The following is a 24,560-nucleotide window of genomic DNA, read 5'->3' as shown; positions in this document are numbered from 1 at the left end:
CATCATCATGGAACATGAAAAGGTCAACATCCTCCTGGTTGACGACCAGCCCGCGAAGCTGCTGGCCTATGAGGTCATCCTCAAGGAACTCGGCGAAAACCTCGTGGTCGCCACGTCAGGCCGCGCGGCGCTTGAGATTCTCCTGAAGAACGAGATCGCGGTCATCCTCGTGGACGTCTGCATGCCGGAGCTCGACGGCTTCGAGCTGGCGCAGATGATCCGCGAGCATCCGCGGTTTCAGAAGATCGCGATCATCTTCATCTCGGCGGTTCAAGTCAGCGATTTCGACCGGTTGCGCGGCTATGAAATGGGCGCGGTCGACTATGTGCCGGTGCCGGTCGTGCCGGAGGTCTTGCGCGCGAAGATCAAGGTGTTCACCGAGCTCTATCGCAAGACGCGCGAGCTGGAACATTTGAACCAGGAGCTCGAGAACCGCGTTCGCGCGCGCACCGCAGAGCTCGAAAGATCCACGGCCCAGCTACTGGAGAGCGAGCAGCGCCGCAGCATGGCCATCGCGGCCGGAAGGATGGGGTCCTGGGACTGGGACGGTATCAATGGCGACTGGATGTGGGACGAAGGCCAATACCGCATCTTCGGCGTCACGCCGCAGACCTTCGAGCTCAACAACGTCAACATCATGAGCCTCTTGCATCCCGACGACGCCGAGCGTGCGCGGCAGGTGGTCGCCGAGCTCGGTCGGGGCACGACGTCCTGCGAGGCCGAGTTCCGCATCAACAGGCCCGATGGCGAACAGCGCTGGTGCGTTGGAACGGCGGCGGCGACGACCGACAAGGCTGGACGCGTGATCCGGGTCAGCGGCGTCACCATCGACATTACCGAGCGCAAGCGCGCCGAAGAGCGCCAGAACCTATTGACCCGCGAGGTCGATCACCGGGCCAAGAACGCGCTGACCCTGGCGCAGTCGATCGTGAGGCTCACCAAGGCCGACAGCGTGCGGACCTATGTCAGCGCAGTCGAGGGCCGCATCAGCGCGCTCGCACGCGTTCACACCATTCTCTCGCTTTCGAGCTGGCAGGGCGCAGAGATCAGCCGGCTGATCGGCGAGGAGCTCGCGCCCTATGCGACCGGCGGACAGGTGGCGTTCGGCGGTGCCGAACTCCAGCTACAGCCGGCGACGGCACAAACCCTGGCGCTGGCCCTGCACGAGCTGGTGACGAACTCGGCCAAATACGGCGCCCTGTCGGTCCGCTCTGGTCATCTCTCGGTCAAATGGACCATCGAGGACGATGTTCTCGAGATCGTGTGGATCGAAACCGGCGGGCCGCGGGTCCACGTGCCGACCTCCCGCGGATTTGGGACCCGCAGCCTGATGGCAAGCGTCGAGAGCCAACTCGGCGGGCGGGCTTTGTTTGACTGGCGGCCCGAAGGGCTGGTCTGTCGGTTGATCGTGCCCTTGCGTCCGGGCGCGATGCCGCCGGAAATGACCAGCGCCTTCACGAGCGCGGCGCCCAAGGCAGCCCGACAGCGGGCCGCCGGCTGATCGGCAGCCGACGACGCCGGTGACACGAAATTAGGAACGACGCGCCGCAGCCGACGTCTTTCCCTCTGTCTCCGGCGGCATTCCCCCATCGCGCCGAAGGCAACTCCGTGTGGACTGCGGCCCAGCGTTCGACCCTTCGAGCGCTGGGCCCGTTCGGGCCGAGATGCCGGTTCAGCCGGCCTTCCCGGCCCTGGCAGCCGCCTCAAGCGGCGCTCCGCTGCAGATGCCGGCCCTCTTTGACCTCCTCGATGATCTTGGCGCTGAAGGCTTCCAGATCGCCGGGATTGCGCGACGTGATGACACCTTGGTCGACGACGACCGCCGCATCCTGCCAATCGGCACCGGCATTCACGACGTCGGTCTTGATGGACTTGTAGGACGTCATCTTGCGACCTTTCGCGATGCCCGTCTCGATCAGCAGCCATGGCGCATGACAGACCGCGGCCACGATCTTCTTTGCCTCAAAGATGTCCTTGATGAATTTCAGCGCCTTCGGCTCGAGGCGCAACAGGTCCGGGTTGATCTGGCCGCCTGGCAGCACGATGGCGTCGTAGTCCGATGCCGATGCCTGGTCGAGCGTCTTGTCGACCTTGACGGGGCGTCCCCAATCCTTCTGGTCCCAGCCCTTGATCTGGCCGGCGGCGAGCGAGATCACGTCGACGGTCGCCCCGGCCTGCTTCAAGCGATCGCGCGGCACTTCGAGCTCCGCTTGTTCGAAGCCGTTCGTGGCGAGAATGGCGATCTTCTTTCCCTTGATATCCATGGTGCTCTCCTGTTCAGACGGACACGCTGGCCAACCCGACCGGCGCGACCATCGTTCCCGCCGCAGGTCAGGACTGATCGTCACAACTCATCGAGCGCGGGGGGCTCGCCATGGAACAGCGAAGCTCTGCCGCAGTTTGTATGCGGGAGCAGCCCCTGTCTGTCCGCCCTCACCAAGCGGACCAGCCGGACGCTCCATCGACGGATTCCGATCTGGAGCTCCCCGTGCCCTATGCACTCTTTGAAAACGACGAACAAATGACCCGTCCGTTTCGGACCGAGCGCGAGGTTTGGGAGGCCGCGGAGCGTGCAGATCTCGTGACCTTGGATACGCACGGCGAGAAGGTGCTCGACAACAATTTCGAGATCAAACCTTGCGAAGCCACGGCGGACGAGCTTGCTGGAGCTCCTGGCCAAGAGATCGTTTTTCCAGACGCGCGCAGCGCTGACCGGACTCTTGACAACGGCGCGGAGCAACGCCCGTCGCCTACGGGAAAGAAGACGGCGGCAGAGACGTCCTCATGAGCACGGGCAATTGGCACGACCAGCCTTCTTTTCGTACAAAGAACATATACGGAACATTCTACGATCATCCGCGTTGGCACCTCATGGGACTCAACCACGTGAGATGCAGCCAAGAGTGGAAATCGGCATGACCGAGAAGATTGAAAAGGATCCGAAGGATTGGGCGTCGGGAGACGATCCGGTGACCAATGCGCAAGCCTCCTACTTGAAGACCCTGAGTGAGCAGGCAGGCCAGCCCGATCCGACGAAGGACGTGCGGACCAAGGCTGAAGCGTCCGAGCTGATCGACGAGATGCGGCGCGCAGCGGGACTGGACTGAGATCGTTCGATCTGCCCACCAAGTAGCGGGACCGGTATTCCAGTGGCTTCGGCGACAGGCTAAAATAGCCTGAAAAGGTCGCGAATCAGGACTCGGTCGTCTAGTCTTGCCGCATTTCGCGGGAGTACCCCATGGTTGCGGACAGTGACAGCAAGGTTGCCTGGCATCGCGCTCAGCTCAAGAAGTACCGCGCGGCTTTGAAGCAAATCGAGACAGCGCGGTTCACAGTCGGCGAAAGCGCCGACGCCAAGGCGATCGAACGGACCAAGCGGCAGGTGGCTGAGCTCCAGCTCAAGATCCGCGAGTCGGAGCAGGTCATCGGCCAATATGACAAGCAGGCGCGCCGGCCGCTGGCCACGGATCTGCGAAGCCTCTCCAATGTCTCATGGCGCGACTGGACCGGCAACGGTCCGCGCTGACGACGCGCCGTTTGTTGGACCAGTGTCCTCATCGGCCAGGCTGCGATGCCGGGTCGGCGCGGCCATGTCGCCTGTCGAGGCATTCGCTGCCAGGGGCCCCTCCTCCCGTGACATCCAGCGCCGCAGACGCTCATCGCTCCTGCGGAGGGCCGCCAGATCGATCCGTCCTTCCGCCAGCGCCGTCTTGGCGCAGGCCAGCACGCGGTAAAACTGCGTGCCATCATAGGCGACGAGCAGCAGATCGGCGCCGCCGCTGAGAGCCTCGACGACAGCCTTGCAGAGATCGCGGCCGTAGATCGCGCCCATCACGAGGTCGTCGGTGACGATCACGCCCTGGTAGTTCCATCGGCCCCGGATCAGACCGTCGAGCACGGCCTTGGAATGCGATGCCGGACGCTCGCGGTCGATCGCATCGACCACGACGTGGCCGACCATCATCGCCGCATCCGAATTGTCGAGCACCTGTCGAAAGGGCCGCCAATCCGCCTGTTCCAAGACCTCCGCAGGTGTTTCGAGATCTGCCGAGAAATGATGCGTGTCGGCCGCAACGCGCCCGAGACCTGGGAAGTGCTTGACGGCGGCGCGAACGCCACTGGCCTCGAGACCGCGCACATAGCCGAGCGCTATGTCGCCGACCACGGCCGGATCATTGGAGATCGCGCGCCGACTGATCAGCGTGTGGAAATCGAACCTGTTGTGCGTCCAACTCGGCCGCAGATCGACGACCGGCGCGAGATTCAAGGTGATACCGGCGTCCGCGAGGGACCGTCCCTGGCTCTGTCCCATCTCAAACGCCCGCTGCATCCGCCGCGCCTCCGGCAGGTCGGCCAAGGTCGCAAGAGCGGGCATGTTCGGCACAGCCGGAGACAGGTGCGCGACAGAGCCTCCCTCCTGATCGGCCGAGACCAGCAGAGGTGGCAGGCCGGCGCTGACCCGCTCGGCCTGCAGCCGCGCGATCTCAGCACGAAGTTGAGCAGCGGTTCGCCCTACGATGTTGTGGTGGGTCACGTAGATGCCGGCGATCAGGCCCTGCCGCGCCAGCGCGGCAGCATCCGCCGTTGACGTGTAACCGACCATGAAATGCCGTCCGAGCAGCCGCGCGACCTCGGGCGCAGTGTCGAACGTCTCGTACTTGCGCCAGGCGAACGTGAATTGCGTTGATGTCAGCGCGAGCAGCGGGATGCACCAGACGAGGACGAGCAGCCTCCCGGAGAGACCGTGCCGCCAGCGTCCGCTGAGCAGGAGCAGAAGCGGAGCCGCCAGACCGACGATCAGCAAGGCGGCGTGACCCGTGCCGCGGAGCCGAACGAGATACGGCTCGTTACTGTTGAACGTGATGAAGATGAAGAGCAGAGCAAGGCTCCAGAGGACTGCCGTCCTGATACGCCCGAGCATGTGTGCAGCCGATCATTCCAGGGGAAAGACGGCTTTTGCGTAACAATGCCGATCCGCCTTCGCCAGCGGCGGAGTCGCCTCTGCACGAAATCTGCAAACAAATCCTGAAATGCTGCAGACCCGCTCGTCAGCGGCTGCACGTGGCGGCGTCATGGTGGCTCATCGGCTGGTGCATCCCGGCCGCATCGCTTCCATCGAGGACCTTCGCATGACCGCCTCCGCCGAGCTGACGGCCACCCCAGCCGCGTCTGATTCCAGATGGCTCAAACTCGCAATCGCTCTGGGCCTCGTCGGAATGGCCGACATCCTGCTTTACGACGGCCGCCCGATCGGCCTTGGCCTGCCGCTGTTCCTCGCCGCGCTCGCCACGGCCGGCATCCTCGTCAATGTCGCGATGACCTCGCGCGCCCGGCTGATCGGAGCGACCGCCCTCTTCGTCGCCGGCTTGGCTCCTGTCGTCGAGAATCTGGGCCTGCTGTCATTCCCCATCATGCTGGTCATGATCCTGTCGGCGGTGGCGTTCGCGACCGATCCAGGCGCCCGCGGATTCACGCTGCCGCTGACCGCCGCCCGACAGTTGCTCCTGATCGGACCATTCCGGCTCGTGCCCGACATCATCATGATGCTGCGCGATCATTCGCTCACGCGCGCCCTGCTGGTCTGGAGCATCCCACTGACGCTCGGCGGGGTCTTCGTCCTGTTGTTCGCGGTCGCGAATCCGGTCATCGCGCAATGGCTCGATGTCTTCAGCTTCGACGGCTCTGCTTCGGAGCTGACGACGGCGCGTGCGATCTTCTGGCTATTGGCGCTGTCGATGATATGGCCGTTCGTCCACCTGCGCTGGCGCCAGCGTGTCGAACCGACGCAGCCGGCGGTCGACCGCGAGCCCGATCAGGCCCCCTCCCTGCTGTCCACCGTGCTCGGTCCCGCGACCGTGATCCGGTCGTTGATCCTGTTCAACGTCCTGTTTGCCATCCAGACCATTCTCGACGGAGCCTATCTGTGGGGACATGCTGCGCTTCCGAACGGCGTGACCTACGCGGCCTATGCGCACCGAGGCGCCTATGTGCTGATCGTCACGGCGCTGCTTGCAGCCGTTTTCGTCATCGTCGCAGGCCGCTCCGAAATCACGGCAACCGGATCGCCGCTCATTCGTCCACTGATCTATCTCTGGGTGGCACAGAATGTGTTGCTGGTCGTCTCCTCGATCCAGCGGCTGCACATGTACGTCGACACCTACGCCCTGACCTACTGGCGACTCGCAGCCTTGATCTGGATGATCCTGGTTGCAATGGGCCTCGTTCTCATCGTGCTCAGGATCGCCCTCGACAAGCCGAGTGCCTGGCTGATCCGCATGAACCTGGTGATGCTTTCGATCACGATCTACGCCTGCACGTTCGTCAATCTTGACGCCGTGATCGCCGATTACAACGTGGCCCACAGCCGCGAGGCCGGGCGGAGCGGCCCGTCCATCGACAGCGATTACCTCGTCTGGCTCGGGCCGCAGGCGCTGCCGGCGATCGACCGGGCCATGCTGATGTCGCCATCCGACCGGCGGCTGACAGCGGACCGAGACCGCCTCCTCCTGCAGCAGCAAACTCGCATGGCGGACTGGCGCTCCTGGAGCTTTCGCGGCTGGCGCTTGCAGCGCTATCTCGATACACATCCCCTGTTGCAGAACCCCAGCTGATGTGTCGCCGCGGAGCCTCCGACCGTGTCCCCCCGAATCCTCATTGTCGACGATGACCCGCATATCCGGGAGGTTGTGCGCGTTGCGTTAAGCAAGGCCGGCATGGCGGTGACGGAAGCCGCCGACGGCCGCGCCGCTCTGATCAAGTTCACCGACGAGCGACCAGACCTGATCGTCCTCGACGTTGGCATGCCGGAATTCGACGGGCTGGAGGTCTGCCGGCGCATCCGCAGGACATCGCAGGTGCCGATCCTGTTTCTCTCGGCTCGGGACGAGGAGATCGACCGCATCCTTGGGCTGGAGATCGGTGGCGACGATTACGTCACCAAGCCGTTCAGCCCGCGCGAGCTGGTGGCCCGGGTCAATGTCATTCTCCGCCGCGTCGCGACCGCCGGAGCCCATCGCACGGTCGAGCCCGACGAGCTGATCCATGGCCGGCTTCGCCTCGACCCGCAGCAGCACCTCGCCTGCTTTGCCGAGACGCCGCTGACGCTGACGGCGCTCGAATTCAGCATCCTGCGTACGCTGATGACGCGCGCCACGGTCGTATTCAGCCGCGAGCAGATCATGACGGCGGCCTATCAGCTCAATATACAGGTCTCCGACCGCACCATCGACAGCCACATCCGAAACATCCGCGCCAAGCTTGCCTCCGCCGGTTGTGAGGACGCGATCGAAACGGTGCATGGCGTCGGCTTCCGGCTCGGACGCTGCGGCGCGCCATGATCGCGCCGAAACCGAAGGAGAAATGGCGACCGTCGCTGGGACAGATCGTCTTCGGCGTGCTGGCCTTGGTCGCAACCTTGCCGCTGGTCGGATTGTTCTTCTTCCGCATCTACGACAACCAGCTGATCCGTCAGACGCAAGCCGAGCTGATCGCGCAGAGCCGCGTGCTTGCCGCGATTTTTGCCGAGGAGGTTGCGGCGCGCGTCCCAGCGGGAATTGCGCTCGGTGCCGAGATCCCGCCCGAGGCGAGGCCCGACGCGTCAGATGAGGTCACCCCGATCCGGCCCCTGCTCGATCTCCTGGGGAATGATCTGTTCGTCCGCCGCCCCGACGCCCGCGAGGCCATCCGGCCTGCGGACCCGGCCTATATCGCAATCGGCGAACGGCTCTGGCCAGTCGTCCGCGAAACGCAGAAGGTCACCCTCGCTGGATTTCGTATACTCGATCCGCACGGGGTGGTGATCGCCGGCCGCGATGAGATGGGCAAGTCGCTCGCTCACATCGAAGAGGTCGCCACCGCTCTGACCGGAAAATACGGCGCCGCGCTGCGCATCCGCATTCCCGACAAATCGCCCCCCCCGATCTATTCGATCAGCCGCGGAGTCGGCGTCCATGTCTTCTCGGCCATGCCCGTGATCGTCAACGATCACGTCGCCGGCGTGATCTACACGTCGCGAACACCGCGCAACATCTTCGAACACCTCTATCAGGAGCGCGGCAAGTTCATCGCGGCGGGCTCCGCGATCATCCTGACGACCTTGCTGGTCGGGCTGATCGTCGCCCGCACGATCACGCGACCGATGCGCGATCTCGTCGATCGCGCCGGCAGGATCGGCCGGAACGATCCGGCAGGATTCCGGCCGCTGGCCCATTACGGCACGCGGGATTTCGCCGAGCTGGCCGAGCATTTCTTCGCCATGGCCGAGCAGCTGGCGCGGCGCTCCAGCTACCTGAAGAACTTTTCCGCGCATCTGACGCATGAGCTGAAATCGCCGCTGACCTCCATCAAGGGCGCGGCGGAGCTGTTGTTGGATTCGCTCCGGGCCTCGTCGGATCACCTCACAAGGACCGAGCAGGAACGCTTTCTTCTCAACATTCTTGGCGATACCGAGCGGCTGGAACAGATGGCGCACCGGCTGCGCGAGTTGGCCCGGGCGGAAGCCTTGCCGCAGAGCGACGCCTGCTGCCCGGCCGACGTCGTCGATCAGCTGCGAGCTCTGTTTCCAGCGGTGCAGCTCGAAACGCAGGGCGCGCTGAGCCGTTGCGTCGAGCTCTCCGGCGAGACGCTTCTGATAGCCCTGACGCATCTCGCCGACAACGCCGTGCGTCACGGCGCCCGGACCATCCGTCTGACGGCGGAGGAGCATGGGGATCAGCTGATCCTGCGGGTCAGCAACGACGGTCATCCGATCTCCGCGGGGAACCGCGAGCGGATCTTCGATGCGTTCTTCACCACCCGCCGGGACAGCGGCGGCACCGGAATGGGGCTGGCCATCGTGCGGGCCATCATGACCAGCCATGGCGGCGCGATCGACCTCCTGCCGGACACGACCGAGGTCAGCTTCGCGCTGCGAATGCCGGCCCGAGACGCCGAAGACGCCAGCCGCGTACACCTCAAATAGCATCTGAGTTGGCAACCTCCTTCGAGGTTGAACGCCGACGACCATATTGCTGTGGAGGATGGCGGGATCAATCCACACTGGACGCGGGTCAGCCGGCGCGCGCCTAGCCGCAAAACCTATCGCGACACAGCGCGAGAGCTCAAACATGCTGCCGAATGTTTGTATACGAGCGATCCATTGCCCAGCGGCGCAGGCACGGCGGTCACCGCAGCCAAGGTCCGGCTGCGTGATTGGGAATGACTCAGCCTCTCGATCCGCGTAATCTCGCCGCGATTGCACCATCGGCCAGCGTCGACATGGCCTTCGGGAGACCTTGATGAATTTGAGCCGTTTCGAGATCAACCGCCGTACCGCTCTTCTGACCTCTGCCGCCATCGCCGCAAACGTGGTCAACCCCTTCCGGGCCTTCGCCCAGGAGACCCCGCGCAAGGGCGGCGTTTTCAACGTCCATTACGGCGCCGAGCAGCGGCAGCTGAATCCGAGCCTGCAGGCCTCGACCGGTGTCTACATCATCGGCGGCAAGATCCAGGAAAACCTCGTCGATCTCGACGCCAACGGTCAGCCGGTCGGCGTGCTCGCCGAGAGCTGGGAGGCCACGCCCGACGGCAAGACGATCACGTTCAAGCTGCGCAAGGGCGTCACCTGGCATGATGGCAAGCCGTTCACGTCCGACGATGTCGCCTTCACGGCCATGAACATGTGGAAGAAGATCCTCAATTACGGATCGACGCTGCAGCTGTTTCTGACGGCGGTGGACACGCCGGATCCGCAGACCGCGATCTTCCGCTACGAGCGCCCGATGCCGCTCAATCTGCTGCTGCGCGCGCTGCCCGATCTCGGCTATATCTCCGCCAAGCACATCTATGAGAACGGCGACATCCGGCAGAACCCCGCCAACCTCGCCCCTGTCGGCACCGGCCCGTTCAAGTTCGTCAAATATGAGCGCGGGCAATACATCATTGCCGAGCGCAATGCCGACTATTGGCGTTCCAACGCGCCCTATCTCGACCGCATCGTGTGGAAGGTGATCACCGACCGCGCCGCCGCCGCCGCGCAGCTCGAGGCCGGCGAGCTGCATTACAGCCCGTTCTCGGGGCTGACGATCTCGGACATGGCACGGCTCGGCAAGGACAAGCGTTTCATCGTCTCGACCAAGGGCAATGAGGGCAACGCCCGCACCAATACGCTGGAGTTCAACGTTCGCCGCAAGGAACTGTCCGACATCAAGGTGCGACGCGCCATCGCGCACGCGATCAACGTCCCCTTCTTCATCGAGAATTTCCTCGGCGATTTCGCCAAGCTCGGCACCGGGCCGATCCCGTCGACCTCGACCGATTTCTATCCCGGCGCGAATACGCCGCAATATCCCTATGACAAGGCCAAGGCCGCAGCGCTGCTCGACGAGGCCGGCTACAAGCCCGGCGCCGGGGGAACCCGCTTCTCGCTCAAGCTGCTGCCCGCGCCATGGGGTGAGGACATCTCGCTGTGGTCGACCTTCATCCAGCAATCCCTGAGCGAGGTCGGCATCGCGATCGAGATCGTTCGCAATGACGGCGGCGGCTTCCTCAAACAGGTCTATGACGAGCACGCCTTCGATCTCGCCACCGGCTGGCACCAGTACCGCAACGACCCGGCGGTCTCCACCACGGTGTGGTACCGCTCCGGCCAGCCGAAGGGCGCCCCCTGGACCAACCAATGGGGCTGGGACGATGCCAAGATCGACAAGATCATCGATGACGCGGCAACCGAGGTCGATCCGGTCAAGCGCAAGGCGCTTTATGCCGACTTCGTGCGCGAGGCCAATACCGAGCTGCCGGTATGGATGCCAATCGAGCAGATCTTCGTCACCGTGATCACGGCGAAGGCGCGCAACCACTCCAACACGCCGCGCTGGGGATCGTCGAGCTGGCATGATCTCTGGCTTTCCGCCTGAGCCGAAGTCGGTCAGAATGAGACCATGCGCATTTTGAGCCTCGCGGGGCGGCGGCTCGCCGCCTCGATCCCTACTTTGGTCCTGATCCTGGTCGGCGTCTTTCTGCTGCTGCAGCTCGCGCCGGGCGACACGGTCGACGCGATGATGGCGCAGATGGGCGGCGGTGATGCCGCCACCGCGCGTGAGCTCCGCCGCTTCTACGGGCTGGACCTGTCGATCCCGATGCAGCTCGCCAACTATCTGTGGCGCCTGGTGCGGCTCGATCTCGGCTTCTCCGCGATCTACGGCAAGCCGGTCGCGACCGTGATCCTCGAACGGCTGCCGCCGACCTTGCTGCTGATGACCTCGGCGCTGTCCTTCGCGTTCTTCTTCGGCCTGGTGTTCGGGGTGATCGCCGCGCGCGGCGTCAACCGCTGGCCGGACACGCTGATCTCCACGGTCGGTCTGATCTTCTACGCCACGCCCTCCTTCTGGTTCGGCCTGATGGCCATTGTCGTGTTCTCGATCTATCTGCAATGGCTTCCCGCCGGCGGCTTCGAGGATATCGGCGCGATCAGGACCGGGATCTGGCGGGTGCTCGACATCGCCAGCCATCTGATCCTGCCGTCGCTGACCTTGGGCCTGATCTTCCTGGCCATCTATCTCCGCATCATGCGGGCATCGATGCTCGAAGTGCTCAATCTCGATTTTGTCCGCACGGCGCGCGCCAAGGGCCTCGACGAGACAAGGATCATCACCCGCCACGTGCTGCGCAACGCGCTGCTGCCGATGGTGACGCTGATCGGACTGCAGGCCGGGACCATGCTCGGCGGCTCGGTCGTGGTCGAGACCGTCTTCTCGCTGCCGGGCCTTGGACGCCTGGCCTATGAATCCGTGGTGCAGCGCGACCTCAACACGCTGCTGGGAATCGTCTTCGTCTCCGCGTTGCTGGTGATCCTGGTCAACTTCGTCACCGACCTGCTTTACGCGCGGCTCGACCCGCGCATCGCGGCCGAGAGCTAGCGCATGGACGCCCTGAAACGCTATTTCCGCAGTCCCGCCGCGGTGCTCGGCCTTGTGCTGCTGCTGATCGTCGTGGGCATGGCGATCAGCGCCGGCTATCTCTATCCGCGTGATCCGCTTGCGCTCGCCGGACGTCCTCTCGTCTGGCCTTTCACCAATCCGCGCTTTCTGCTCGGCACCGACAATTCGGGGCGCGACATCGCCGCCCAGATCTTTCATGGCGCGCGGATTTCGCTGCTCATCGGCGGCGTCGCGACGCTGATCGCGGTCACGATCGGGGTCATGGTCGGCGCCATCGCCGGCTATTATGGCGGCTGGATCGACAACATCCTGATGCGCATCACCGAGGCGTTCCAGACCTTGCCGAATTTCGTGCTGCTGCTGGTGCTGGTCGCGGTGTTCGGCTCCACCCTGACGACGGTGACGATCGCGGTCGGCATCGTGTCATGGCCGGCGCCAGCGCGGCTGACGCGGGCGGAATTTCTCTCGTTGCGCAGCCGCGAATTCGTCCAGGCCGGCCGCACGCTCGGCATGCCCGACGCGCAGCTGATCCTGCGCGAGATCCTGCCGAATGCGCTGCCACCGGTCATCGTCTATGCCGGTGTCGTGATGGCGGTCGCGATCCTCCTGGAAAGCGCGCTCGCCTTTCTGCGCCTGTCCGACGCCAATGTCGCCTCCTGGGGCAATCTGATCGGCCTCGGGCGCGATGTGCTGCGGGTGCAATGGTACGTCTCGGCGATCCCCGGCGTCGCCATTCTGATCACCGTGCTCGCGGTGTCGCTCGTCGGCCAGGGCCTCAACGACGCATTGAACCCGCGGCTGAAACAGCGATGAGCTCAACGGGCCCCATTCTCACGGTCGACCGCCTCAGCGTTCGTCTCCCCAAGGGCGCCGACCGCAGCCATGCGATCACCGAGGTGTCGCTGTCGGTCGTCGAAAACGAGATCGTCTGCATCGTCGGCGAGTCCGGCTCCGGCAAGTCGATGATGGCCAATGCGATCATGCGCCTGCTGCCGCAGGGCGTCACCACCGACCATGGGCGCATCCTGTTCGTCGGTCGTGATCTTTGCGTCGCATCGGCCGCCGAGATGCGCAGCATCCGTGGCGCCGAGATCGCGATGGTGTTCCAGGAGCCGATGACAGCGCTGAATCCGCTGCGCACGATCGGCGATCAGATCGGCGAAGTGCTCGACATCCACACCGGTCTCGCGAAGGCCGAGATCCGGTCGCGCGTGCTTTCGCTGCTGAGCGACGTCCACATCCCGGATCCGCCGCGGGCTGCCAAGGCCTATCCGCATGAGCTGTCCGGCGGCCAGCGGCAGCGCGCAATGATCGCGATGGCGCTCGCGCTCGATCCGAAGCTGCTGATCGCGGACGAACCGACCACAGCGCTCGATGTCACGACGCAGGCGCAGATCCTCAAGCTCATTCGCGAGCTGCAACAGCGTCGCAACACCGCGGTGCTCTTCATCACCCACGATTTCGGCGTCGTCGCCGAAATCGCCGACCGGGTGGTCGTCATGCAGCATGGCGTGGTGGTGGAGCACGGGACGGCGCGCGAGGTGCTCCGCAACCCGCGACATGCCTATACGCAGCAGCTGATCGCCGCGGTGCCGCCCGTCGCCGCGCCGCCGCCGCGCCGACTGTCGGACCAGACGCTTCTCGCGCTGTCGGGCGTGGTCAAGACCTATCGCACCGGCGGCTTTCTCGGCCGTGGCGCGCGCGTGACCCATGCGGTCAAGGATGTCTCGCTCACCTTGCCCAAGGGCGCGACGCTCGGCATCGTCGGCGAGTCCGGCTCAGGCAAATCGACCCTCGCCCGCTGCATCATCCGGCTGATCGATCCCGATGCGGGATCGATCCTGCTCGACGGCCACGACTGGGCGCTGATGTCACGCCGCGAGATCCGGCAGCGGACGCAGCAGATGCAGATGGTGTTCCAGGATCCGTTTGCCTCGCTGAACCCGCGTCGCAAGGCGATCGACTTGGTGGCTCAAGGGCCGATCGTGCATGGCACACCGCGCGACAAGGCGCTCAGCGAGGCGCGTGAGCTGTTCCAGCTCGTCGGGCTCGATCCGTCTGCGGCGGATCGCCTTCCGCACGAATTCTCCGGCGGCCAACGCCAGCGCATCGGGCTTGCGCGCGCGCTCGCGCTGAAGCCCGACGTGCTGGTTGCCGACGAGCCGGTGTCTGCGCTCGACGTCTCCGTGCAGGCGCAGGTCCTGAGGCTTCTCACCAGCTTGCGGGAGCGGCTCGGCCTGTCCATCATCTTCATCACGCATGATCTGCGGGTTGCGGCGCAGATCTGCGACCTCGTCGCGGTCATGAAGGACGGCGTGGTCGTCGAACACGGCCTCACCCATCAGGCGTTCGGCACGCCGCAGCATGCCTATACGCGGGCGCTGCTCGACGCCATACCGGGCGGCGACTTCGCCCGGACACCGCATCCGTGAGCTCTGCAGCATGATCCGGAACGAAGAACCCGTTTTCCGAAAGGCTCGAACAAGCCTCACGCGCTAAGCAATCTCGCGGGCATCGCGGTAGCGGTAGAGCAGCAGCATCAACGGCGCAAATGGCCGAAGCAGCGCATGCGCGGGAATGGTGACGGCATTGGTGAAAGGCAGCGCCAGCTCGTTGTCCGGAACGCCGCGCACGGCCTTGGCCAGCTCGGCACCGAGCGGAATCGTCAGCGCCACCGCCCGGCCGTTGCAGCCGGTCCAGCCATAGGCATCCGGGCCGAGGCGATGAATCCGCGGCATGTAGTCCGTGGTCATGCCGACATAGCCGTTCCAGACGTAGTCGAATCGAACCTCGCCGATCTGCGGCCACAGAAGCTGCAGGCGGCTGGCGACGCGCGCCTTCAGCCGCTCGGCCTTGTTGCTGGGGCCGATCACGGCGCCCCCCGTCACCAGGCGATTGCGGGCGTCGTAGCGCGCGAAATAGAGCTCGCCATGGGTGTCGGACATCGCCTGCCGGGCGGGGATGATGGTCTTGCGGACATTGTCCGACAGCGGCTGCGTCGCCATCTGCCACGACAGCACCGGCATGACCTCATGGGCCAGGTCAGGCGCGAGCGCCTTGGAAAATTCGCCGGTATAGGCGTTGCTGGCCAGGACCAGGGCACGCGCTGACAATTCGCCCCGCGCGGTCCGCACCACCCAGCGGTCGCCACGCCGCGCGAAATCGATCACCGGCGAGCGGGCGTAGATGCGGCCGCCAAGGCTCAGCACGGTCCGTGCAAGACCACGGGCCAAGGCAAGCGGATTGATGTGGCCGCCGGTCTTGTTCCAGAAGCCGCCATGCCACGCGTCCGAGCCGAGCATGTCGCGCGCCTGGTCGCGCGACAGCAGTTCGACATCGGCGCCGAATTTCGACCATTGCTTGAAACGGCGCTCAGCGATCTTGATACGGCCGGGAGAATGCACCGGCTGCACCCAGCCGCTCTGCTCATGCTCGGCGTCGATCTTGTAGCGCCGCACCGTGTCGAACAGGTTCGAGGCGCTGTCACGCAGCATCGCGACAAAGCGTTCTCCGGCCGCACCGTGACGAGCGATGAGATCCTCGGGATCGGGCCGCGACAGCGTCGGAATGACCTGGCCATTGTTGCGGCCCGAGGCGCCCCAGCCTGGCTCCATCGCCTCCACGATCGCGACATCGACCCCGGTCTCACGCAGATGCAGCGCAGTGGACAGCCCGGTGAAGCCGCCGCCAATGATCACGACATCGGCCTGCTGGTTGCCGTGCAACACCGGCAGATTCGGTCCAGGCGCAGTCTGTGCGGCCCACAAGGACGGAGGCCATTGAACGATATCTGTGGTCGTACTCATCGTGGACGGCTCATCCTTGCTGACCGACCGGCCTCGTGGAGACCGATCTTGCCTTGCGCCCGGCGCCCGGCCGCGCCGGTTGCGGCGCATGGGTCGTTTGGGCATAGTTCGGCCGCAATATGCCAAGTTCGCTGCAAGGAGACAAATGCGTGGCCCTCAAGAATGTCATCGGTATCGATCACGCGGTCGTCGTGGTGAAGGATCTCGACGCGGCGGCCGAGACCTGGAAGCGATTGGGCTTCACGCTGTCGCCGCGCGGCACCCACAGCGCCAAGATGGGGTCAGGCAATTACACGATCATGCTTGATCCGGATTACATCGAATTGCTCGGCATTCTCGCCGAGACGGATCATAATGTCCCGACGCGCAACTTCCTCGCACAGCGCGGCGAGGGCATCGAGCGGATCGCCTTCACGGCGATCGATTCCGCTGCGGGCGCCGAGGAGATCCGGGCCAAGGGCTTCGAGCCGATCGGACCGATCGACTTCGAGCGTCCGGTCCCCCTCCCCGACGGCACGATCTCGGCGGCCCGGTTCCGCGTGTTTCAATGGCCGGTGGCTGAAGCCCCCGGCGGGTTGCGGATCTTTGCCTGCCAGCACAAGACCCGCGAGACGGTGTGGATCCCGGAGCTGATGCGCCATGCCAACGGCGCCAAGCAACTCAAGCAGGCCCTGATCGTCACGCCCGACCCGGCGAAGGACGCGGCGCATCTGTCCCGCCTGATCGACCGCGACGGCCGCCCCGAGAGCGATGGGGCCGTGACGGTGGCCTCGGGCGGCGACCGCGCCGATTTCGTCTTCCTGACCCGGGATCAGCTCGCGGCGCGCTATCCCGGCGTATCGCTGTCTGGCCTGCCGGAGCGCGGCGGTGCCGGCCTGGTGCTGGCCTCGTATGATCTGGCCGCCACTGCAAAGGCCCTCGGCGCCGCTGCCGTGCACAGCGGCACCAGCCTTGTCGTACCGCCGGCAGCGGCCACCGGCACCCTGCTCGCCTTCGTGGCCAGCTGATCAGCGTGCATCAGCAGGATCGCGCGGCCGCATTCTCAGCGGCCGCGCGAACTCATTCCGCCGGCTGGAACATCGCCGGTCGTCCGCGCTGGCTGTCGAGCCAGCCGACCAGACGGTCCATCAGGCCGCCGCTCTGCTCCGAGGGTTGCGCCGACGAGACGAACGGATCGCAATGACACTTTGCGCCGGCGGCGCGCGACATCTTCGCCACGGCCTCGGTCATCGCCGGCGCGCCGCAGGTATAGACGACGTCGTTCGGCGTGAGCTCAGGCATGTGCTCGGTCGGGCGGCCGCTGCGGATCGCCGGCGATACGTTCTGAGGCTCCGACACGATCGGGATGATCTTGACGTTCGGAAAGCGCGCCAGCCGGCACAGTGCCTGATGCATGTAGAAGGACTGCAGCGTGCGCGAGACGACGATGAAGACGATCTCCCGCTTCGGATTCTCGGTGATCGCTGCGACCGCAATCGCCCACATCGGCGCAAAGCCGGTGCCGCTCGCGACCAGGATGATTCGGCCGCGATGCTTCTGCCGGAAGAATGCCGTGCCGAGCGGAGCCGTCAGCTTGACGCGGTGGCCGACCTGAATGTCGCGGCCGAGTGCCGATGACACCAGGCCGTCTTTCAGAATGCGGATGTGCAGATACAGCAGATGGCTGTCGGGCGCGCCGACCATCGGATAGGTCGGGCTGTAGCAACGCGTCGGGAAGCCGCGATACTGCACCTTGGCATATTGTCCGGGGAAGAACCGCAGCGGCTTCGGCATCTCGATGGTGACGCCGACGACGTCGGGCGCGAGCCGCACGAGATCGCCGACCTCGCAATTCATCGTCACCGTATCGGGCACCGGCTCGGTGATGATCTTCAGATCCGAAACCACCCGGGCCTGGCACGCATGCGCCATGTCGCCTTCCATGCCGCCGAACAGCTTGCCGTCGACGACAGTCACCTTGCAGGATCCGCAGATTCCGCTGCGGCAGTCATGGGGCAAATCCACGCCACTATTGATGGCGCCGTCGAGCAGGATATCGCCCACATTCGCGTAGAACGTTTCCCTGTTGTACTGGATTTTGCAAATCTTACCCATCACTGCACCTCAAGTCGCATCGGCCGGATCTGCCTCGTATGTCTGATCTGGGTATGGTCGAAAGCCGCGACCCGCATGAAGACGCCATTCTTGATCGGAACGTCGTACTTGCTGTGTGTGTCCAATTTGCGGGCAATCTCGAGCGTCCAGTGACCCGCGGCCCAGCGCGCCGCGCACCGGATGTCGGCGCGGTCTCCGGTGAATTCACCATTGACGATGACGCCGGGCACGACCGTTCCGATCGGCGTCTGCGCGTCGGCTTCCGCGGAATACGGCACGGATTCAGCCTCGGTCATGAACCATCGTGCCCCTTCGCTCTCGCCGATATTCGGATCGAGCGAGATCTCGCCCATCGCCGCGGTCATCGCCGCAATGTCCTTGGGCAGGCGCTTCGGTCGCACGCCGCGATTGCCAAGCCTCGCCGCCTCCCGGTCGATCACGAAATTGTCCGAATAGTTCGCCGTGCCCGGATCCGGCGCAAAGCCTCCCTTGTATGGCGTGAGCCCCTTGACCTGATCGGGCGTCGGCTCGGCGGGGGGACCGAAATGATCATCATCCATCCAGCCGGTCGGACCGCCGCTGGTCGCCTTCCACAGCCAGGCATCCGCGTACAAATTCGGCGCCGGCGTATAGTGGATACCGCGACCCGACAGCGTCGCCGGCTTGTCCGGCATCGGCTGCGCGCTCATGTGGAACGTTCGGTCAGCGGCCAAGGTGATCGGCAGCGTCGTGAACAGCAGCGAAAACTTGTCCTCGTTGAAGTCGTTCTCGTCGCCCTTTTCAAATCCGTTGTGCAGCATGTGCCAGCCGTCGGCCTTCTTGATCAACGGCAGCTGCTTCAACGAGCGGGTCGGATCCTCCCAGATGACCAGGAAATAAACCCATGTTCCATCATGGGCGGCCTTGATCCAGACGCGCGATTCTCCGGTGCCGTCGAAATTGTCGCCCTGGTTGGTCGTGACCATGTGCGGCTGAATGTTGCGCCAGACCCGATCGGACGAATCACCATCGAGCGTGGGCGCATCGGAGCTGGCGATCCGATAGACCGTCACCGTGTCCTCGGCGTAGTAGTCGGCCGCAAACATCGCCGAGCCGATCACGATCGCAGCAGCCGTGGCGACGACGAACGGATTGGCCTGAAAGCTCGGGTTGCGACGACGCGAATTGCCTTTAGTCGGCGCCGGCGCACGCATTCGCCCCGGAGCTGGGCGTGTCTCCGCACGGACGCGCGGAGGCTCCTCCATCCGTCGCGGCGCCGGCATGGGTTCGCGCATCGGTGGCCGCGCGGCGGGCGCCGGCTTCTTCTTCGGAGGCGCCTCCGCCTCTTCGAGCTTCTCCGACTGCTCGACCAGCATCGTCAGCAGTTCGACCGGATCGAGCTTCGGCGGCGGCGGCGGCAACGGGGCCGGGCGGAACACGCGATACAGCTGCATCTTCCCGCCGATGCTGAAGTGAACCAGAACGTGCATCACCACGAACACCGGGATGACCCAGGTCGCATACCAGTGGATCATCATGGTCACATAGCCGGACGCGACACCGAAGAAGAGCATGCCGCCGGTGACGATCAATATCGCCATTGCGATGAACAGAACCCAATGCAGCATGACGCTGATTGAGCCGAGCCGCGCCGGCCGGCGACCGAGCAATCCCTTGAACCGCATCTTGTCGATGGTGACGCGCCGACCAAGGCCCGACTTCGAGATGTAGATCATGTAGGCGACGGCCACGCTCGCAAGAACGACGCCTGCCGGCATGTGCCAGGTCCAGGTCCGATGCCGCGGCAGCAGCCAATCGAGGTTGTTGGCGATCCAGGCATGATTCGGCGCCTCGGTCGCCATGCGCAGTCCCGTCAGGAACGCAACCACGGTCGCCGCGACCAGGGTCCAGTGCAGAATGATCGTCCCGTAATCCGTCTTCCGGACCTTCATGCGTGCGCCTCCCGACCGGCGCCGACGCAAACCCTCGCGGCCGATCCGGTCACCGCATTCAGGCTGAACAGGTCGTCAGCAGCATGGCTGGCCGAACCTGCGGCGCCAATCTTCTGCTCTCGACGCGATAGGAGTCCCGCATCGCATGTTCCGATGGTGATGTAGTTCAGCAACTCTCGTCCCCCAAGATACTCTTCACTCAGCAACTCTCTGTCCGACACCGACGCCGGCGGCGTCGCCCTCTCCTTTCGATCGTTGCCCCACTACGTCCGGCGTGATCCTCAAGATCACGTCGATCAAAGACCAGTTGCTGTACCCAAAGCCGGTGACGGGTTGCTTCGGAGCACGAATGAACTGGCCTATTTTGCCCTCCCTGATTTGGTCTCGTCTTTCTTTGTGACCGGATACCCGGTGCGTATCGGCCGCTGGCTTGCAGAGTTCCGGTCACATCCGGGCAGCGACCTGTCGTGGCCATAATGAATGATCGTAATCATCTCATCATGATGCAGACCTGTGTGCTCGGATGTTGCCGCCGCCATTTCCGCTCTCACACCCGCAACGGATTACCGCATCGTCGAGATGACAACGCGAGTCCGTTGCACCGCAGGAAGATTTATTCGGCTTCGTGGCGTCAATCGGCCCGGACAGCGGCCAATGAGTGCGGAAGCAAGGTGATAGACGGACGAATGTGTGACGCCCCCAGCACATCGCGCCTCAACATCGACACGCAACTATAGAGAACTGCGTCCTAATTCGAACCGCTCGGACAGCCGGCGACGGTTCCATTCAGATGCGCCGAACGGCACCGCTGTTTACAGCTATCCGCTTCTCTATATGCCGCGTGCTGCGACAGAAATGCCCATGTGTCGCATTGTTGCCGGAAATTCGTCGGCATCGACAGGCAAGAGCGGTGATCGAAGCATTGTCGTTTGGGAGACGCGCCTGGATGAGTCTGGCTCAAGACCGCCCGCGAACGAAAGCCGCGGCTGCCCTCAATGACCTCCTGTCCGGGAGCGATGATCCCGTGACGCGGGGTCTGCGCCAGGCGGTCAGGCGCATGGCCGGCATCGGCGTATTCAGCGGCGTCATCAACATCCTGATGCTGTCCGGCTCGATCTACATGATGCAGGTCTACGACCGGGTCATTCCGAGCAAGAACATGGCGACGCTCATCGGTCTCTCGGTGATGATTCTGTTCGTCTATATCATCCAGGGCTATTTCGACGCCCTGCGCACCCGCATGCTGTGTCGGGTGGCGACCGTGTTCGACGCCAGCCTGCAGGACGCCATCCATCACGCCCTGGCCACCCTGCCCTTGCGCGGGACGAAGCCGATGCTGATGCAGCAGCCGCTGCGCGATCTCGACCAGTTGCGGGCCTTCATGTCGAGCATGGGGCCGACTGCATTCCTCGACATGCCGTGGATTCCGATCTTTCTGATCGGCATGTTCCTGTTTCATCCGCTGATCGGCGTCACCGCGATCATCGGCACCGTCGGCATCATCTCGATGACGCTCGTGACCGAGCGGCTGTCACGGCAGGCGAGCCGATCGGCCAGCGATACCAGCGCCGCGCGCCAAGTTCTCGCCGACGCCACCCAGCGCAACGCCGAGGTGATTCGCGCGCTTGGAATGATGGATCGGTTCTCGGTACGCTGGAACGCTATCAACGAGCGCTATCTGAAGGACAATATCCGCGCGAGCGACGTCTATGCCAATCTCGGATCGGCAGCCAAGGTGCTGCGCTTCATCCTGCAGTCCGGCATGCTCGGCATCGGCGCCGCGCTCGTGGTGTCGGACCAGGCGTCCGGCGGCGTCATGATGGCCTCGTCCATTTTGATGGGCCGCGCGCTGGCGCCGGTCGAGCTCGCCCTGGGCAGCTGGAAGCAGCTCGTTGCCGCGCGGCAAGGCATCGCCAGGCTGCGCGACATCTGCAAGGCGACCGCCAAGCCGGAGGCACCGCCCGTCGCCCTGCCGCGGCCCTATCGCGAGCTGACGGTGCAGGAATTGACCGTGGCCGCGCCCGGCACCGATCGCCCGATCGTCCATAATGTGTCGTTCTCGATCAAGGCGGGCACGGGGCTTGCGCTGCTCGGTGCCAGCGCGTCCGGCAAGACCTCGCTCTCCAAGGCGCTGGTGGGCATATGGCCTGCGCTGCAAGGCACGGTCCGGCTCGACGGTGCAGCGCTCGACCAGTGGAGCAACGAGGATCTCGGCCGCCATATCGGCTATCTGCCGCAGGATGTCGCGCTGTTCGACGGCAGCATCGCCGACAACATCTGCCGCTTCGACGAGAATGCGAGTTCGGATTCGATCTTGAAGGCGGCACAGATCGCAGGTGTCCACGACATCATCCTGCGGCTGCCGGAGGGCTATGCGACACGCATCGGCCAGGGCGGCATGTCGCTGTCGGCGGGTCAGCGCCAGCGCGTCGGACTCGCCCGTGCGGTCTATGGTGATCCGTTCCTCATCGTGCTGGACGAGCCCAACGCCAATCTCGACACTGACGGCGAGAATGCGCTGAGCCGCGCCATCCAGATCATGCGGCAGCAGAATCAGAGCATCGTGATCGTGATCTCGCACCGCCCGAGCGCGCTGAACGCGCTCGATATGGCGCTGGTCCTTTACGAAGGTAAGGCGATCGCATTCGGTCCCTGCCAGGAGATCTTTGCACGCGTCGCCGGGGCCAAGCCGCCGGCCGGACCGGCTGTCGCGCACGCCGCGGCTGCGCCAAGGGTCGCAGCCCCTGCGCCAGCTCCGAATCCGAACGTGAGATCGCTTCGTCGCGCCGCCCCAGCAGAAAGCGTTTGATCAATGAAACACATCAACGACTTCCGGCCCTTCGATGACGAAGATTATGTGCGGCCGAAGACGCGCGCGGTCGGACCGCAGGGCGATGCCCTGATCCTCGAGCTGCAGCGGCTGCAGGGTGCCTTCGACGAAGGCTCGGATGCCGATCCGCGCGACAATCGCGGATCCCGCAAGAAGCGGCGCGCGCCGCCATCGGCGGTGCGCAACAAATCACCCCGCACCAAGAAGCGGCCGGGCAAGATGGGACGGGCGCTCGGGGCGTCGCTGTCGCTGCTCGGCTTCCGCAGCGCGACCGCCCGACCGCAACGCGCGTCCGGCATCCGCGAGATGGAGTGGCAAGACCAGGCCCAAGGCCAGCTGCAAGGCCAAGTGCACGGCCACGCGCCAGCCATGCGATCACGCGAACCCGAATTCTCACCGCCGCCACGCCAGCAGCAGACGCGCCCGCCAACCAATGATGCAGCTCTGCTCGACCTGCGGAACGCCAATCGCGACGGCAATGTCGGCGGCGGAGCCCTGCGCGCGATGCCGCAGCATAACGTTCCGGCGCGCGTCGACCATGCATACGCCGTTCCGCAAACCCGCGTCGGACGCATCGTCGGCACCGCCGGCACGGCGCTGACCACAGGCATGACGTTCATTGCGGCCCAGGGAACGGCGGCTGCACTCGATGACCCATCTGACGAACCGCTCGTGCCACGGGTCGGCCGCATGTTCGAGAACGAGTTGCGTCTCGGCCTGCGTGTGCTGCTCGTGGCCGCGGTGCTCGGCGGCGGCTGGTTGACCCTGGTGCCGCTCGCCGGCGCCATTGTCGTGCCGGGCAATCTCGTGGTGCAATCCAACGTCAAGGCGATCCAGCATCCGACCGGCGGCATCATCGCCGAGATCAAGGTCGACAACGGCAAGCGGGTCACCGCCGGCGATCTGCTGGTCCGGCTCGATGCGACGCAGAGCCAGGCGCAGCTGCAGGCGATCACCAAGCAGTTGAACGAGCAGCGCGCCAAGATCGCCCGGCTCTCGGCGGAGCGCGACGGCCTCGATCAGCCGGAATATCCGACATCGCTGACGTCACGTCCGGACGATGCACATGTCCGCGCCGTGATCGCATCGGAGAATGCGCTGTTCAAGGCGCGCGCGACCACCCGCAAGAGCCAGAAGGAACTGCTGCAGGGCCGCATCGTCCAGCTCAACAACGAAATCAGCGGCATGGAGTCACAGCTCGATTCGAAGAACAAGCAGATCGAGCTCATCAAGGGCGAACTGGCCGGTGTTCAGGAACTCTACGACAAGCGTCTCGTCCCACTCACGCGATTGACGACGCTGCAGCGGGAAGCCGCGCGAATCGACGGCGAGCGCGGCCAGCTGGTGTCGAGCGTGGCGGAGACGAGGTCCAAGATCAGCGAAGCCGAGCTTCAGACGGTCAAGATCGATCAGGACTTCCGCAGCGAAGTCGTCAAGGATCTCGGCGACGCGCAGGCCAAGGAGGGCGATCTGGTCGAGAAGGGCGTTGCGGCGCGGGATCAACTGGACCGCATCGAAATGCGCGCACCGAACTCCGGCACCATTCACCAGCTCGCCGTGCACACGATCGGCGGCGTGATCAAGCCTGGCGAGACCATCATGGAGCTCGTCCCCGATTCCGATGAGCTTCAGGTCGAGGCGCACGTCCAGCCCAAGGACATTGATCACGTCCACACCGGGCAGAACGCGATGGTGCGATTCAATGCGTTCAACCAGCGCACGACGCCGCAGCTGAGCGGTCAGGTCTCATTCGTCGCCCCCGACATCACCAACGATCCGAGATCGGGCTCGACCTTCTACACGGTGCGGATCACCCTGTCCGAGGAGGAGCGGCAGCGGCTCGGCGGCGTCAATCTGATGCCGGGCATGCAGGCCGAAGTCTACGTCCAGACCGGAAGCCGAACGATGCTGAGCTATTTGATGAAGCCGATCACCGACCAGTGGCGGCGCGCCTTCGTCGAGCAGTAGAACCACGATGTCGCGG

20 protein-coding genes are annotated in these 24,560 nt (G+C 64.6%); 14 read left to right on the top strand and 6 right to left on the bottom strand.

All coding sequences use genetic code 11. The annotated features are described in order from the left end of the window. Nucleotides 1–7: 7 nt before the first annotated feature. On the top strand, nt 8–1,501 hold the full coding sequence (locus HL671_RS34295) for an HWE histidine kinase domain-containing protein (RefSeq protein ID WP_041751540.1): 1,494 nt from the start codon (nt 8–10) through the stop codon (nt 1,499–1,501). 202 nt (nt 1,502–1,703) lie between these two features. On the opposite strand, the gene HL671_RS34290 is transcribed toward HL671_RS34295, so the two are convergent. Further along, nucleotides 1,704–2,264 (bottom strand): type 1 glutamine amidotransferase domain-containing protein, encoded by a 561-nt coding sequence (locus HL671_RS34290; RefSeq protein ID WP_172242771.1) that lies wholly within the window; start codon nt 2,262–2,264, stop codon nt 1,704–1,706. A gap of 224 nt (nt 2,265–2,488) precedes the next feature. On the opposite strand from HL671_RS34290, the gene HL671_RS34285 reads away from it, so the two are divergent. The 3 genes from HL671_RS34285 (at nt 2,489) to HL671_RS34275 (ending at nt 3,526) form a co-directional block, all read left to right on the top strand. Further along, a complete protein-coding gene (locus tag HL671_RS34285) occupies nt 2,489–2,788 on the top strand; it encodes a hypothetical protein (protein WP_172242768.1) in 300 nt (99 codons plus the stop codon). A gap of 127 nt (nt 2,789–2,915) precedes the next feature. Then, the gene (locus HL671_RS34280; protein ID WP_012044366.1) at nt 2,916–3,107 is read left to right on the top strand and encodes a DUF3072 domain-containing protein; all 192 of its coding nucleotides are present in this window, start codon (nt 2,916–2,918) and stop codon (nt 3,105–3,107) included. 131 nt (nt 3,108–3,238) lie between these two features. Further along, a complete protein-coding gene (locus HL671_RS34275) occupies nt 3,239–3,526 on the top strand; it encodes a hypothetical protein (protein WP_012044367.1) in 288 nt (95 codons plus the stop codon). Here the strand turns inward: HL671_RS34275 and HL671_RS34270 are convergent. Further along, entirely contained in the window at nt 3,491–4,921 is a 1,431-nt protein-coding gene (locus HL671_RS34270; RefSeq protein WP_172242765.1) for a glycoside hydrolase family 3 protein, read from the bottom strand. The two genes, HL671_RS34275 and HL671_RS34270, sit on opposite strands and share 36 nt — an antisense overlap. A 208-nt stretch (nt 4,922–5,129) precedes the next feature. On the opposite strand from HL671_RS34270, the gene HL671_RS34265 reads away from it, so the two are divergent. The 7 genes from HL671_RS34265 to HL671_RS34235 all read left to right on the top strand — a co-directional run bounded on the left by HL671_RS34265 (nt 5,130) and on the right by HL671_RS34235 (nt 14,347). Beyond that, nucleotides 5,130–6,611, top strand: coding sequence for a DUF4153 domain-containing protein (locus HL671_RS34265; protein ID WP_172242780.1), 1,482 nt, complete (start codon nt 5,130–5,132; stop codon nt 6,609–6,611). Between the two features lie 24 nt (nt 6,612–6,635). Further along, a complete protein-coding gene (locus HL671_RS34260) occupies nt 6,636–7,337 on the top strand; it encodes a response regulator transcription factor (RefSeq protein WP_041750789.1) in 702 nt (233 codons plus the stop codon). After that, nucleotides 7,334–8,959: an ATP-binding protein gene (locus HL671_RS34255; RefSeq protein ID WP_172242762.1), complete on the top strand. Its 1,626-nt coding sequence runs from the start codon at nt 7,334–7,336 to the stop codon at nt 8,957–8,959. Before HL671_RS34260 ends, HL671_RS34255 begins: the two co-directional genes overlap by 4 nt. Nucleotides 8,960–9,275: 316 nt before the next feature. Further along, the gene (locus tag HL671_RS34250; RefSeq protein ID WP_012044372.1) at nt 9,276–10,892 is read left to right on the top strand and encodes an ABC transporter substrate-binding protein; all 1,617 of its coding nucleotides are present in this window, start codon (nt 9,276–9,278) and stop codon (nt 10,890–10,892) included. A gap of 24 nt (nt 10,893–10,916) precedes the next feature. Next, the gene (locus HL671_RS34245; protein WP_012044373.1) at nt 10,917–11,894 is read left to right on the top strand and encodes an ABC transporter permease; all 978 of its coding nucleotides are present in this window, start codon (nt 10,917–10,919) and stop codon (nt 11,892–11,894) included. A 3-nt stretch (nt 11,895–11,897) separates the two neighbouring features. Then, nucleotides 11,898–12,728 (top strand): ABC transporter permease, encoded by an 831-nt coding sequence (locus tag HL671_RS34240; RefSeq protein ID WP_012044374.1) that lies wholly within the window; start codon nt 11,898–11,900, stop codon nt 12,726–12,728. Next, nucleotides 12,725–14,347, top strand: coding sequence for a dipeptide ABC transporter ATP-binding protein (locus tag HL671_RS34235; RefSeq protein WP_172242759.1), 1,623 nt, complete (start codon nt 12,725–12,727; stop codon nt 14,345–14,347). The genes HL671_RS34240 and HL671_RS34235 overlap by 4 nt, the downstream gene beginning before the upstream one ends. Before the next feature lie 63 nt (nt 14,348–14,410). Here HL671_RS34235 and HL671_RS34230 read toward each other — a convergent pair whose 3' ends face one another. Continuing rightward, a complete protein-coding gene (locus tag HL671_RS34230; RefSeq protein ID WP_172242756.1) occupies nt 14,411–15,721 on the bottom strand; it encodes an NAD(P)/FAD-dependent oxidoreductase in 1,311 nt (436 codons plus the stop codon). A 149-nt stretch (nt 15,722–15,870) separates the two neighbouring features. Here HL671_RS34230 and HL671_RS34225 point away from each other — a divergent pair, with 149 nt between their 5' ends. Continuing rightward, a complete protein-coding gene (locus HL671_RS34225) occupies nt 15,871–16,728 on the top strand; it encodes a VOC family protein (RefSeq protein WP_172242753.1) in 858 nt (285 codons plus the stop codon). Between the two features lie 52 nt (nt 16,729–16,780). On the opposite strand, the gene HL671_RS34220 is transcribed toward HL671_RS34225, so the two are convergent. The 3 genes from HL671_RS34220 to HL671_RS34210 are packed head-to-tail and all read right to left on the bottom strand — an operon-like array spanning nt 16,781 to nt 19,919. Next, the gene (locus HL671_RS34220; protein WP_012044378.1) at nt 16,781–17,815 is read right to left on the bottom strand and encodes a 2Fe-2S iron-sulfur cluster-binding protein; all 1,035 of its coding nucleotides are present in this window, start codon (nt 17,813–17,815) and stop codon (nt 16,781–16,783) included. Then, nucleotides 17,815–19,746: an ethylbenzene dehydrogenase-related protein gene (locus HL671_RS34215; RefSeq protein WP_172242750.1), complete on the bottom strand. Its 1,932-nt coding sequence runs from the start codon at nt 19,744–19,746 to the stop codon at nt 17,815–17,817. The genes HL671_RS34220 and HL671_RS34215 overlap by 1 nt, the downstream gene beginning before the upstream one ends. After that, nucleotides 19,743–19,919, bottom strand: coding sequence for a hypothetical protein (locus HL671_RS34210; RefSeq protein ID WP_172242747.1), 177 nt, complete (start codon nt 19,917–19,919; stop codon nt 19,743–19,745). The genes HL671_RS34215 and HL671_RS34210 overlap by 4 nt, the downstream gene beginning before the upstream one ends. Nucleotides 19,920–20,803: 884 nt before the next feature. Between HL671_RS34210 and HL671_RS34205 the strand changes: the two genes are divergently transcribed. Both HL671_RS34205 and HL671_RS34200 read left to right on the top strand, forming a co-directional pair. After that, complete coding sequence (locus tag HL671_RS34205; RefSeq protein ID WP_172242777.1) at nt 20,804–22,555, top strand: type I secretion system permease/ATPase; 1,752 nt, start codon at nt 20,804–20,806, stop codon at nt 22,553–22,555. A 3-nt stretch (nt 22,556–22,558) separates the two neighbouring features. Beyond that, nucleotides 22,559–24,544, top strand: a complete 1,986-nt coding sequence (locus HL671_RS34200; RefSeq protein ID WP_172242744.1) for an HlyD family type I secretion periplasmic adaptor subunit — start codon at nt 22,559–22,561, stop codon at nt 24,542–24,544. Nucleotides 24,545–24,560: the final 16 nt, after the last annotated feature.

Source organism: Bradyrhizobium denitrificans (assembly GCF_013179005.1).
GTDB classification, from domain to species: Bacteria; Pseudomonadota; Alphaproteobacteria; order Rhizobiales; family Xanthobacteraceae; genus Bradyrhizobium; species Bradyrhizobium denitrificans.
This window is presented reverse-complemented; position numbering and strand designations above follow the sequence as displayed.